This window comes from Enterobacter sp. E14S (genome assembly GCF_055666685.1).
Genome location: NZ_JBVODQ010000003.1, coordinates 386,339 through 398,899 on the forward strand (window position 1 = coordinate 386,339; position 12,561 = coordinate 398,899).

Annotated in this window: 12 protein-coding genes, 1 pseudogene and 1 riboswitch; of the genes and pseudogenes, 3 read left to right on the forward strand and 10 right to left on the reverse strand. The window is 59.0% G+C overall.

All coding sequences use genetic code 11. The features are described 5' to 3' along the window. Positions 1-46: 46 nt before the first annotated feature. From moaE to moaA, 5 genes are all read right to left on the reverse strand, one after another. Positions 47-499: a molybdopterin synthase catalytic subunit MoaE gene (gene moaE / locus ACZ6J2_RS09975; protein ID WP_471725628.1), complete on the reverse strand. Its 453-nt coding sequence runs from the start codon at positions 497-499 to the stop codon at positions 47-49. A gap of 1 nt (position 500) precedes the next feature. After that, positions 501-746: a molybdopterin synthase sulfur carrier subunit gene (gene moaD / locus ACZ6J2_RS09980; protein ID WP_219940719.1), complete on the reverse strand. Its 246-nt coding sequence runs from the start codon at positions 744-746 to the stop codon at positions 501-503. Further along, a complete protein-coding gene (gene moaC, locus ACZ6J2_RS09985) occupies positions 739-1,224 on the reverse strand; it encodes a cyclic pyranopterin monophosphate synthase MoaC (RefSeq protein ID WP_471725630.1) in 486 nt (161 codons plus the stop codon). Before moaC ends, moaD begins: the two co-directional genes overlap by 8 nt. 3 nt (positions 1,225-1,227) lie before the next feature. Then, complete coding sequence (gene moaB, locus ACZ6J2_RS09990) at positions 1,228-1,740, reverse strand: molybdenum cofactor biosynthesis protein B (protein WP_094934360.1); 513 nt, start codon at positions 1,738-1,740, stop codon at positions 1,228-1,230. Positions 1,741-1,764: 24 nt separating this feature from the next. Next, on the reverse strand, positions 1,765-2,754 hold the full coding sequence (gene moaA / locus ACZ6J2_RS09995; RefSeq protein WP_471725631.1) for a GTP 3',8-cyclase MoaA: 990 nt from the start codon (positions 2,752-2,754) through the stop codon (positions 1,765-1,767). Continuing rightward, positions 2,742-2,875: riboswitch (molybdenum cofactor riboswitch) on the reverse strand. It overlaps the preceding gene by 13 nt. A 225-nt stretch (positions 2,876-3,100) precedes the next feature. Here moaA and yvcK point away from each other — a divergent pair. After that, positions 3,101-4,009: a uridine diphosphate-N-acetylglucosamine-binding protein YvcK gene (gene yvcK, locus ACZ6J2_RS10000; protein ID WP_182071406.1), complete on the forward strand. Its 909-nt coding sequence runs from the start codon at positions 3,101-3,103 to the stop codon at positions 4,007-4,009. 72 nt (positions 4,010-4,081) lie between these two features. On the opposite strand, the gene uvrB is transcribed toward yvcK, so the two are convergent. Further along, positions 4,082-6,097, reverse strand: coding sequence for an excinuclease ABC subunit UvrB (gene uvrB / locus ACZ6J2_RS10005; RefSeq protein ID WP_029742168.1), 2,016 nt, complete (start codon positions 6,095-6,097; stop codon positions 4,082-4,084). 752 nt (positions 6,098-6,849) lie between these two features. Here uvrB and ACZ6J2_RS10010 point away from each other — a divergent pair. Continuing rightward, positions 6,850-7,571 (forward strand): annotated as a pseudogene (locus tag ACZ6J2_RS10010) (ABC transporter ATP-binding protein). Here ACZ6J2_RS10010 and bioD read toward each other — a convergent pair. The 4 genes from bioD to bioB are packed head-to-tail and all read right to left on the reverse strand — an operon-like array spanning position 7,534 to position 11,161. After that, positions 7,534-8,235, reverse strand: coding sequence for a dethiobiotin synthase (gene bioD / locus ACZ6J2_RS10015; protein ID WP_471725632.1), 702 nt, complete (start codon positions 8,233-8,235; stop codon positions 7,534-7,536). The pseudogene ACZ6J2_RS10010 and the gene bioD sit on opposite strands and share 38 nt — an antisense overlap. Continuing rightward, entirely contained in the window at positions 8,228-8,983 is a 756-nt protein-coding gene (gene bioC, locus ACZ6J2_RS10020) for a malonyl-ACP O-methyltransferase BioC (protein WP_471725633.1), read from the reverse strand. The genes bioD and bioC overlap by 8 nt, the downstream gene beginning before the upstream one ends. Next, the gene (gene bioF, locus ACZ6J2_RS10025; protein WP_471725634.1) at positions 8,967-10,124 is read right to left on the reverse strand and encodes an 8-amino-7-oxononanoate synthase; all 1,158 of its coding nucleotides are present in this window, start codon (positions 10,122-10,124) and stop codon (positions 8,967-8,969) included. The genes bioC and bioF overlap by 17 nt, the downstream gene beginning before the upstream one ends. Beyond that, a complete protein-coding gene (gene bioB / locus ACZ6J2_RS10030) occupies positions 10,121-11,161 on the reverse strand; it encodes a biotin synthase BioB (RefSeq protein WP_237991897.1) in 1,041 nt (346 codons plus the stop codon). Before bioB ends, bioF begins: the two co-directional genes overlap by 4 nt. A gap of 86 nt (positions 11,162-11,247) precedes the next feature. Between bioB and bioA the strand changes: the two genes are divergently transcribed. Beyond that, positions 11,248-12,537, forward strand: a complete 1,290-nt coding sequence (gene bioA, locus ACZ6J2_RS10035) for an adenosylmethionine--8-amino-7-oxononanoate transaminase (RefSeq protein WP_471725635.1) — start codon at positions 11,248-11,250, stop codon at positions 12,535-12,537. The last annotated feature ends 24 nt before the right edge of the window (positions 12,538-12,561 follow it).

Below are 12,561 nucleotides of genomic sequence, written 5' to 3' on the forward strand. Positions count from 1 at the left end.
TTTAAGTAGACACACACGTTAAGATTAACACATCCACGTAAACCGACTACCAACGGCTGGCGGCTTGTTTATCGCTGTCGCGCGATTCTACCCAGCGGTCACCTTCCGGCGTGGCTTCGCGCTTCCAGAACGGCGCTCTGGTTTTGAGGTAATCCATAATGAACTCCCCTGCCGCAAACGCGCTGCTGCGGTGCGCGCTGGTCACCCCGACGAAGACAATCTCCTCGCCAGGCCACATCTCGCCGATGCGGTGAATAACCGTGACGCGGCCAAGCGGCCAGCGGCCTCGCGCCTCGTCGACAATCTCCGCCAGCGATTTCTCGGTCATCCCCGGATAGTGCTCCAGCGTCAGTGCCTTCACGCTGTCACCGAGGTTGTGGTTGCGCACCTTGCCGGTGAAGGTGACGACCGCGCCGTCCTCATCGCGTTCCGCCAGCCAGCTGTATTCTGTCCCTACGTTAAAACGCTCGGGACTCACCAGAATTCGGGTTTCAGACATCTTAGCCCCCCGTTACCGGCGGGAAGAAGGCCACTTCATCGCCTTCCTTCAGCGGATGGGTGAACTCCACCAGCGTCTGGTTAACGGCGGCCAGCAGCTTGCCTTCGTCCAGCGCCAGCGCCCAGCGGTCGCTTTGTGCCGCCAGATGCGCGCGCAGGGTAGCGACGTTTTCGAAGGACGCGTCCAGCGTCAGGCTGTCGGTATTCACCAGCTCGCGCACCTGGGCAAAAAAGAGCACCTTAATCATGGCTGGCCACCTTAAAATCACCGGATTTGCCGCCGCTTTTCGCCAGCAGGCGAACCGGGCCAATCACCATATCTTTCTGCACCGCTTTGCACATGTCGTAGATGGTCAGCGCGGCAACGGAGGCCGCCGTCAGCGCCTCCATCTCCACGCCGGTTTTGCCGGTTAAGCGGCAAAGTGACTCAATGCGCACGCGATTATGCTCCGGCTGCGCCTGCAGGTTCACTTCCACCTTGCTCAGCATCAGCGGATGGCACAGCGGAATTAAGTCCCAGGTGCGCTTGGCGGCCTGAATACCGGCGATGCGGGCCGTGGCAAAGACGTCGCCCTTGTGGTGGCTGCCGTCGATAATCATCGCCAGCGTCTCCGGCAGCATGGTGACGAACGCTTCCGCGCGCGCCTCGCGCACCGTTTCCGCTTTGGCGGAGACGTCCACCATATGCGCTTCGCCGGCGGCGTTAATGTGGGTCAGTTGTGACATAGCTTATTTCTTTAAATGGGGATGGAAATTACACGGACGGGTACGGGCGTCCAGCTGCGGGGCGATGATGTTTTCCCACGCGGTGCGGCAGGCTTTGGTCGAGCCCGGCATAGCGAAAATCAGGGTTTTGTTAGCCACCCCGGCAACGGCGCGCGACTGGAGCGTGGAGGTACCAATCTCTTCAAAGGAGAGCATGCGGAACACTTCGCCGAAGCCTTCCACCTCGCGGTCGAACAGCGGGATCAGCGCTTCAGGGGCCTGATCGCCTGCGGTAAAACCGGTGCCGCCGGCGATCAGCACCACCTGCACCTCATCGCTGGCAATCCACTGCGAAACCTGAGCGCGAATGGCGTAGCGGTTCTCCTTCACGATCGCTTTATCGACGATGTGATGCCCCGCGTCATGGGCTGCCTCGCGCAGCCAGTGGCCGGAGGTATCATCCTCCTCGCCACGGCGGTCGGAAACGGTAAGGATAGCAATGCGTGTCGGGATAAATTCTGCGCTTACCTGACTCATCTTCTGATTCCTTCTTAAGCCTGATTACCCGCCGATGTAGGACAGGTTCTGAGTAATGCCGGTATTGCCCTGATGCAGGAAGTGGGTCTGTTTTTTATGCGTCAGCGCGTCAGAAATGCGTGCTTCAAGCGCGGCCTGCTGCGCATCGTCTTCCAGCAGATCGCGAAGATCCACGCCGCCGTCGCCGAACAGGCAAAGATGGAGCTTGCCAACGGAGGAGACGCGCAGGCGGTTGCAGCTGGCGCAGAAGTCTTTCTCATAGGGCATGATCAGCCCAATCTCACCTTTATAATCCGGGTGACAGAAGACCTGCGCCGGGCCGTCGCTGCGCTGGCGGATTTGATGGAGCCAGCCGCGTTTCAGCAGCTCGTCGCGCAGCACCATGCCGGAGATGTGATGGCGACGGAACAGCTCGCTGCCCTCGCCGGTTTCCATCAGCTCGATAAAGCGCAGCTGAATGGGGCGTGATTTAATCCACGCCAGGAAGGTGTCCAGCTGATGGTGGTTCACATCACGCATCAGCACCGTGTTGACTTTGACTTTTTCGAAGCCCGCCGTGAACGCGGCGTCGATGCCGTCCATGACCTGCTGAAATTTATCCTGGCCGGTAATGGCGTGGAACTGACGGGCGTCAAGGCTATCGACGCTGACGTTGATCGCCGTCAGCCCCGCATCGCGCCAGTTCGCTACGTCACGCGCCATGCGGTAACCGTTGGTGGTCACCGCAATCTGGCGGATACGTTCGTTTTCACGCACGGCGGCAATGATGTCGGGGAAATCGCGACGCAGAGAGGGTTCGCCGCCGGTCAGACGCACTTTTTCGGTGCCGAGCTCAGAGAAGGCGCGCGTGACGCGGCGCACTTCATCCACGGAGAGAAAGCCGTTATTGGTAACGCTGCCCGGTTTGTAGCCATCGGGCAGGCAGTAGGTGCAACGGAAGTTGCACACATCGGTAATCGACAGACGTAAGTAATAAAACTTACGCGCGAAAGCATCAGTAAGTTGTGAAGCCATGTACACCTTTCCAGATCGGGAGGCACAGTCATTTCTTTCTGTACCCTGGTGGCAAATTCGCCACGGCCAGAGCGCCATATCTTTCGACACAGGCACAAGGGCTAGAGTGTATGTTTTCAATTTTGAAAACGTGGTTAGGGCGATAGTAGCGCGGAAATTCTGACGACGCCATTATCGCTTCACGCTATATAATTATCTATATAGCGAATCAATCCTGCATTTTCGCTACAGAATACCTAAAAACCGCATTTTCACATTGATATACGTCATTTTGCATCGGGTGAGGCATCGTCTTTTAGGGGTAGTTAGGTTACTGTTACGCGATCGAACGTGATAAGGAATACGTATGCGCAATCGCACTTTTGCGGATCTTGACCGAGTGGTCGCTCTTGGCGGAGGACACGGCTTAGGCCGGGTTATGTCCTCTTTATCGTCACTCGGCTCAAGGCTGACAGGGATAGTAACTACCACCGACAACGGCGGCTCAACCGGACGCATTCGTCGTGCCGAAGGCGGCATTGCCTGGGGAGACATGCGCAACTGTCTGAACCAATTAATTACCGAGCCAAGCGTTGCGTCGGCGATGTTTGAGTACCGTTTTGGCGGTAATGGCGAACTTTCCGGGCATAACCTCGGAAATCTAATGTTAAAGGCGCTCGATCACCTGAGTGTACGGCCTCTGGAAGCCATCAACTTGATCCGTAATCTGCTCAAAGTGGACGCATTCCTGATCCCCATGTCTGAACAACCGGTTGACTTGATGGCCATCGACGCCGAAGGGCATGAAGTGTACGGCGAAGTGAATATCGACCAGCTCATCCTGCCGCCAGCGGAGTTGATGACCTATCCGAGCGTGCCCGCCACGCGAGAAGCGGTGGAGGCCATCGGAGAAGCGGATCTTATCCTGATCGGCCCGGGCAGTTTTTATACCAGCCTGATGCCAATTCTACTCGTTAAAGAGCTGGCGCAGGCGCTGCGCCGCACCCCTGCCCCGATGGTTTACATCGGTAACCTGGGACGTGAGCTGAGCCCGGCGGCGGCGAGCCTGTCGCTGGCGGACAAACTTGAATTAATGGAGCATTACGTCGGCAAGAAAATCATTGACGGCGTAGTCGTGGGCCCAAAAGTGGATGTGTCAGGGATTGGCAATCGTCTGGTGGTGCAGGAACCGCTGGAAGCGAGTGACATTAAATATCGCCATGACCGTCACCTGCTGCGCGAGGCGCTGGAGAAGGCGATTCAGGCACTGGGTTAGGTTCGTTTTGTGCGGCCTGTTGCCCTCACCCTGGCCCTCTCCCACGGGGAGAGGGAGAAAACATTGCTTTACTCACGATGCCGCGATGAAAAGATCCCGCAGCTGATGAAGCTGGTCGCGGATCTGCGCCGCCTCTTCGAACTCCAGGTTCTGCGCGTGCTGCATCATCTGCCCTTCCAGCTCGTGGATTTTCTGCTGCAGCGCTTTCGGCGTCAGCACGACGGTATCTTCTTCCACCACTGAACGCGCCTTGCCGCGACCCTTCGCTTTGGTTTTGGCAATGTTCTGACCCAGCGCCAGAATATCCACCACCTTCTTGTTCAGCCCCTGCGGGGTAATGCCGTGCTCTTCGTTGTAGCGCTGCTGTTTCTCGCGACGGCGCTCCGTTTCGCCAATCGCTTTCGCCATCGACGGGGTGATTTTGTCACCGTACAGAATCGCTTTACCGTTGACGTTACGCGCCGCACGACCGATGGTCTGGATCAGGGAGCGTTCAGAACGCAGGAAGCCCTCTTTGTCCGCATCCAAAATCGCCACCAGCGACACTTCCGGCATGTCCAGACCTTCTCGCAGCAGGTTGATCCCCACCAGCACGTCAAACTCGCCCAGACGCAGGTCGCGGATAATCTCCATGCGCTCCACGGTGTCGATATCCGAGTGCAGATAGCGCACCTTCTCGCCGTGCTCTTCGAGATACTCGGTGAGGTCTTCCGCCATACGCTTGGTGAGCGTAGTGACCAGCACGCGCTCGTTGATGGCGGAACGGGCGCGGATTTCCGAGAGCAGGTCGTCCACCTGCGTGGCCACGGGACGAACTTCAATAATCGGGTCGAGCAGGCCTGTCGGACGCACAACCTGATCGACAACGTCTTCACCGGATTTCTCCAGCTCGTAGTTGCCCGGCGTGGCCGAGACGTAAATGGTTTGCGGCGCTAATGCCTCAAATTCTTCAAACTTCATCGGACGGTTATCCAGCGCTGACGGCAGGCGGAACCCGTACTCTACCAGCGTCTCTTTACGGGCCCTGTCACCACGGTACATCCCGCCGATCTGCGGGATCGTGACGTGGGATTCGTCGATTACCAGCAAACCGTCTGCCGGCAGGTAATCAAACAGCGTCGGCGGCGGCTCGCCCGGCCCGCGCCCGGAGAGGAAGCGCGAGTAGTTTTCAATGCCGGAGCAGTAGCCAAGCTCGTTCATCATCTCAAGGTCGAACTGGGTGCGCTGGCTGAGGCGCTGCTCTTCCAGCAGCTTATTGTTCGCCAGCAGCACCTTACGGCGCTCGGCCAGCTCCACTTTGATCTCTTCCATCGCCTGCACGATACGCTCGCGCGGCGTCACGTAGTGCGTTTTCGGGTAGATGGTGAAGCGCTGGATCACCGACTCAACGTGTCCGGTCAGCGGGTCGAAGAGCGACAGGCGTTCAACCTCTTCGTCAAACAGCTCGACGCGCAGCGCCATATCGTCCGATTCCGCCGGGAAGATGTCGATCACCTCACCACGCACCCGGAACGTCCCGCGCTGGAACGCCTGATCGTTACGGGCATACTGCAGCTCCGCCAGACGGCGGACGATGGCGCGCTGGTCGATAATCATCCCCTGCGTCAGGTGCAGCATCATCTTGAGATAGAGATCTGGATCGCCCAGACCGTAGATCGCGGAAACCGACGCGACGACGACCACATCGCGACGCTCCAGAAGCGCCTTCGTGGCCGACAGACGCATCTGCTCGATGTGTTCGTTAACCGAGGCATCCTTCTCGATGAAGGTGTCAGAGCTCGGCACGTAGGCTTCTGGCTGGTAGTAATCGTAGTAGGAGACGAAATACTCCACCGCGTTTTCCGGGAAGAACTCTTTCATCTCGCCGTAAAGCTGTGCGGCCAGGGTTTTGTTGGGTGCCAGCACCATCGTAGGACGCTGGAGATCCGCAATCACGTTGGCGATGGTGAACGTTTTACCCGAGCCGGTTACCCCCAGCAGCGTCTGGTGCGCCAGCCCGTCTTCCAGCCCCTCTTCCAGACGACGGATCGCCTCAGGCTGATCGCCAGATGGACGGAAAGCAGAATTCAATTTGAACGGTTTACTCATGGGCGACGACCTGATGACGTTATAAGCGGCAGGTGAGTAATTTTACTCGTTGTTGCCAGGAATGCCAGTAAAAAACACTGGATGAAAAACCAGTAGCATGTCAGGATATTTAGCATAGCGCCTGAATGATTAGCGCGATAGCGGCCAAAATTTGGACTGTGACAATATAAAACACCAGTCAGGTCAGGTTATCCCCAGAACTTTTTCTTTTTTAACATTTGTCAAGCCAGGTAATGATAGTTTTGTGGCAACCGGTGACACTTTCATGACGGGAATTGCTTTTATCTAAGCAATTAAATAATAAACGATATTTTCTAAAGCCGCGTTTCGCGCCAATTTGGGCGTAAGCCGCGTCTTCTCTCGCTTATCGCATGTTTTCTAACTCTAATGCACATGGTTATCCACAGGAATAGTGGATAACTGCTTCCAGCCCATACAGACTGGCGCTCGGCAAATTCCCGGTTTTTCCCACGAGACGGCAGTAAAAAATTTTTATAGCTATTTTTTGATGATTAACAGTTGCGTCATTCATAACCAACCGATGGGATCTTGCTCACATTTTCATCATTTTGGGTTCTGCACCACAATTCACCACCTCCAGCACCGTCGCTGTGCAATCCGGTTTTTTATAAACTGCTTTCCGGTGATTTATTCCTAAAAAAGCCGTTTTTTTGAACACATTTCTGTTTCTGGCAGGGGTTTTGCAGATTCAAACACGAGCCTCACCTACACACATTTTTAAGGAGAAAAAGATGTTGAGTCTGCGTGCTGTGAATCAGTTTACGGAAGCCAACATACGCTATGGAACGTGAATTTGGATTTTCCGCAAGGGATGTGTACAGGCGTCGTTGGCCTGCCGGGGATGGGGAAAACCACCCTCATGAATTGCATCGCCGGGAGAGTGCCCGTTGAAAGCGGCAGCATCATCTGGCACGAGGCGGGCGCGCCGCCGCGCGACTTGCTTAACCTGCCGCCAGAACAGCGCTCAGGACCGGGAATAGGCTATGTCCCGCAGGACAGGCGGATCTTCTCCCAGCTAACGATTGAGGAGAATCTGCATATCGCCATGCGGGCGATGGGGAAACCCAACCCGGAGGCCAAAATTGACGTTTACGACCTGTTTCCGGCGCTCTACGCATTGCGGCAGGCCCGCGCCAATACGCTCTCTCCGGACGATCAGTATCAGCTGGCGCTGGCTAATGCGCTGGTGAACCGCCCGAACCTGCTGATCCTCGATGAGCCCCTGCACGGCGCAGGACACAGCTTCGCCCAGAAGCTGGGGCAGCTGCTGGTGCGCTTAAACCGGGAGTTAGGTATGACGGTGCTGCTAGCGGAACAGCAGCTGTCGTTCATCCGCCGGGTGGCGGACCGTTTCTGTATGCTCTATCGCGGGCGTAACGTGGCGCAGGGCCACGTTAACGAACTGGATGACGAGCTTATCGCGCACTGGATGTCGCGGGAAGCAAGACGCTGAGATCGAGATAACGCCCGGTGTCGGCATTTTCCGCGCCGTCAGCAAGCCAGGGGATTTCCCCGAGGCACGGGGCGGGAAGTACGCGCCTGAGCGTCGCCAGATACTCCTGGTGTCGTTTCCCCGGCGCAACCACGTCGTTGGCTATCCAGCCCGCCAGACGCAGCCCGGCCTGCTGGACGGCCTGCGCGGTCAACATGGCGTGATTGATGCAGCCCAGCCTGACGCCGACGACCAGAATGACCGGAAGCTGCTCGGCCTGCACCCAGTCAGCAAACGTCTGCGTCTCTGAAAGCGGCGTAAACCAGCCGCCTGCACCTTCCACCAGCACCCAGTCGGCCTGGCTTTCCAGCGTCCGTAACCCGGCTGACAGCACGGTGAAATCAATCGGACGACCTTCGTCAGCGCTGATGATGTGCGGCGAGGTCGGCTCGGCAAAGGTGTACGGATTCACCGCTGAATAGGCAAGCTCACGCGTGCTGTTACGCTGGAGCGCCAGCGCGTCGGTGTTGCGTAACCCTTCCGCCGTCATCTCACTGCCGGAAGCAACCGGCTTATATCCGGCGGTGTTTTTCCCAAGCTTTCGCGCCGCCTGCAGCAGCGCCGAGCTGGCCACCGTTTTGCCCACTTCCGTGTCCGTGCCGGTAACAAAATAACGTTCACTCACGTTCGATAATCCCATGAAAAAGTTGATAAGAGAGCGGGAAATGTCCCCGCTGCTGCGGCCAGGCCAGCTCCAGACGCTGCAGCTGGCCCCGGGTCAGCGGTTTTTTCTCCCGTCCGGCGTGCAGGTGCGTGGCGCCGATGCCCTTCAGCGAACGCATAGCGCTGAACGCATCGCCAAAATTGAGGGTGATGGTCTGCACCGTGCTGCGGTAGCGCCAGCCTGCCAGCGCCTGCGTCACCTGGTCATGCGATAAAAAGCGGTTAGCGTGCGGCTGCTCATCCACCGCTTTCCACGCCTGATTCAGCTCCGGCAGCGAACTTTCCAGCAGGGTGGTAAAGGCCACTTTCCCGCCCGGTCGCGCCACGCGATAAAGCTCGCGCAAGGCCTGCGGCAGGCTGCTGCACCACTGGACCGCCAGATGACTCCAGACCAGATCGAACTGCGCATCCGCCAGCGGGATCGCCTCGATATCCGCCAGCAAATAATGGTCCGCGGCCTGTCGCTGACGCGCCTCGTCGAGCATCTGTTCCGAGAGGTCGATAGCCGTGACCTGGCTTCCCGTCCCGCGCCAGTAGCGGCTGTTGCTGCCGGGACCACAGCCCGCGTCCAGCACCTGCGGAAAACGATTCTCGCCAAGCGCGGCCAGAAGCCCCTGCGCGCTCTGACGCTGCAGCTCATCGTGCTGCGAATAGCTCTGCGCGGCCCGGCCAAATGCCGCCGCAACGGCCTGCTTATTCACCGGCGTCATGGAGCGCCTCCAGCAGCGTCTGGATATCCCGAGCGTCATGCGCCGCCGTCAGGGTTAAACGCAGCCGCGCGGTACCCGGCGGGACCGTTGGCGGGCGGATGGCGGTCACCCACATGCCGCGCTCGCGCAGCGCCTGTGCCAGCGCCAGCGCGCGGCCGTTCTCGCCGACAATCACCGGCTGGATAGCGCTTTGCGAATCGGGGCTGTGGAAGGGCAGCGCCGCTAACCCCTTGCGGAAGCGGGAGATATGCTCTGCCAGCCGCTGACGACGTTCATCGCCTTCAGCGCTGCGGATCACCGCCAGCGACGCAGACAGCGCCACGGCCTGCGCCGGGGGCATGCTGGTGCTGTAGATCAGGTGTCGGGCAAACTGCAGCAGATAGTCGGCGACGGACTCGCTGCACAGCACGGCGGCGCCGCTGACGCCAAAGCCTTTGCCGAAGGTGACGATCAGCAGCTCGGGCTTCACGTTTTGCTGGTATGCGCTGCCGCGACCTTCGTCGCCCATTACGCCAATGCCGTGGGCATCGTCGACCAGCAGCCAGGCATTTTGCCGCTTTGCAGCCTCATGCAGCGCGGCAAGCGGCGCGCTGTCGCCGTCCATGCTGAACACCCCTTCCGTGACCGCCAGCTGCTGTCCGTCGCAGGGTTTATCCAGCAGCGCAGCGAGCTGCTCCGCATCGTTATGGGCAAAGCGGCGCAGCTGCGCCGGGCTTAAATTTGCCGCCTCCAGCAGCGAGGCGTGACTCAGGCGGTCGGCGACTATGCGGTCCTCTTTTTCCATCAGGGCGGTAATGACCGCCTGGTTGGCGGCAAAGCCGGAGATGAACAGCAGCGCGCGCGGGTAGCCGAGCCAGTCGGCAAGCGCCTCTTCCAGCGCCTGGTGCGCCGTGGTGTAGCCGCTGACGTGTCCCGAGCCGCCGCTGCCCACGCCAAACCGCTCCGCACCCTGCTGCCAGGCGCGGATGATGGCCGGATGCTGGCTCAGTCCGAGATAGTCGTTGCTGGAGAAATTACAAAACTGCCGCCCCTCGCGGGTAAGAAAACGGCCCGCGCCGTTTTCCACCACCCTGCGAACGCGAAACGCCTCTGCCGCCCGGCGTTCGTCCAGCGCGGTATTGATGCGTGCCTGCCAGGTCATACGGCTGCCGCGTTGTAGAACTGGTCGGTGTCGGCGTTGAAAATCTGCTGCTCCAGCTGCTGCTGTTGCTCGTTATCGCCCGTCAGCACTTCGGTCTGATGCGGGTTAAGCCCCAGCTTGCGGAACAGCTGAACGTCTTTGTCCTCTTCCGGGTTCGGCGTGGTCAGCAGCTTGCAGCCGTAGAAGATGGAGTTGGCCCCGGCCATAAAGCACATCGCCTGGGTTTGCTCGTTCATCTGCTCGCGGCCCGCAGAGAGGCGGACGTAAGAGGTCGGCATCATGATGCGCGCCACCGCGATGGTGCGAATAAAATCAAACGCATCCACGTCGTCGTTATCCGCCAGCGGCGTTCCCTTAACCTTCACCAGCATGTTGATCGGCACGCTTTCCGGCGGGGTCGGCAGGTTCGCCAGCTGCAGCAGCAGGCCCGCGCGGTCTTTGACCGTCTCACCTAAGCCGACAATACCGCCCGAGCAGACCTTGATCCCCGCGTCACGCACTTTATCCAGCGTGTCCAGACGCTCCTGATAGGTCCGCGTGGTGATGATGTTGCCGTAAAATTCCGGCGAGGTGTCGAGGTTATGGTTGTAGTAGTCCAGCCCCGCCGCAGAGAGGCGCTGCGCCTGCTCCTCGTTCAGCGTGCCGAGCGTCATACAGGCTTCGAGGCCCATCTCCTTCACGCCCTTCACCATCTGCTCCAGATACGGCATGTCGCGGTCGTGCGGGTTCTTCCACGCTGCGCCCATGCAGAAGCGGGTTGAACCGGCGTTTTTCGCCTTGCGAGCGGAGTCGAGCACCTGCTCCACTTCCATCAGCCGTTCGGACTCAAGGCCGGTTTTGTAGCGCGCGCTCTGCGGGCAATATTTGCAGTCTTCAGGACAGGCACCGGTTTTGATCGACAGCAGCGTGCTGACCTGAACATGGCGCGGATCGAAGTGCTGACGATGCACCTGTTGGGCTTCGAACATCAGCTCAAGAAAAGGTTTGTTGAATAATTCAGTGACTTGCGACATCGTCCAGCGTGCGTGGTGAGCCATCGGGCTTCTCCAAAGGGTTTTGTTAATTTTCGGTTCGGTTTATACTCGTAAACCTAAAACTTTTCAAAATGGTTTACAAGTCGATTATGACCCAGGACGATCTCGCCTTCGACAAGCAGCATATCTGGCACCCTTACACCTCCACTACCCGCCCTCTTCCCGTTTATCCGGTGGCCTCGGCCCACGGCTGCGAGCTGCACCTCGCCAGCGGCGAACGGCTCGTTGACGGGATGTCTTCGTGGTGGGCGGCCATTCACGGCTACAACCACCCGCGCCTGAATGCGGCGATGAAGGCCCAGATTGACCAGATGTCGCACGTGATGTTTGGCGGGATCACCCATCAGCCCGCCGTGGATTTATGCCGTCGCCTGGTGGCGATGACGCCTGAATCGCTGGAGTGCGTGTTCCTGGCCGATTCCGGCTCCGTGGCGGTGGAAGTGGCGATGAAAATGGCGCTGCAGTACTGGCATGCGAAGGGCGAAACGCGCCAGCGGTTCCTCACCTTTCGCAACGGCTATCACGGGGATACCTTCGGGGCGATGTCGGTGTGCGATCCGGACAACTCCATGCACAGCCTGTGGAAAGGCTATCTGCCGGAAAACCTGTTTGCCCCTGCCCCGCAGAGCCGCTTCGACGGCGAGTGGAACGAGATGGACATGGTCGGTTTCGCGCGGCTGATGGCGGCGCATCGCCATGACATCGCCGCCGTGATCCTGGAGCCGATTGTGCAGGGCGCAGGCGGAATGCGGATGTACCATCCGGAATGGCTGAGACGTATTCGCAAGATGTGCGACCGCGAGGGCATTTTGCTGATTGCCGATGAGATCGCCACCGGCTTTGGCCGCACCGGCAAGCTATTTGCCTGCGAGCATGCGGGCATTGCGCCGGATATTCTGTGTCTGGGTAAAGCGCTGACCGGCGGCACCATGACGCTCTCCGCCACGCTCACGACCCGCCAGGTGGCCGACACCATCAGCGACGGCGAGGCGGGCTGCTTTATGCACGGGCCGACGTTTATGGGTAATCCTCTCGCCTGCGCCGTCGCAAGCGAAAGCCTTGCCATTCTGGAGAGCGGCGAGTGGCAGACGCAGGTTGCGGCGATTGAGGCGCAGCTGAAAGACGAGCTGAGCGCCGCCTCGGGTGCGAATTTCGTGGCAGACGTGCGCGTGCTGGGCGCCATCGGCGTGATTGAAACCACCCATCCGGTGAATATGGCGGCGCTGCAGCGCTTCTTCGTGAACCAGGGCGTGTGGGTACGGCCCTTCGGCAAGCTTATCTACCTGATGCCGCCGTACAGCATTACGCCGGAGCAGCTGCGTAAATTAACCGACGCGGTTGTAACAGCCGTTAACATTCCCGCGCATTTCACGATGTAACCCTATGCATTACACTTGCTGAAC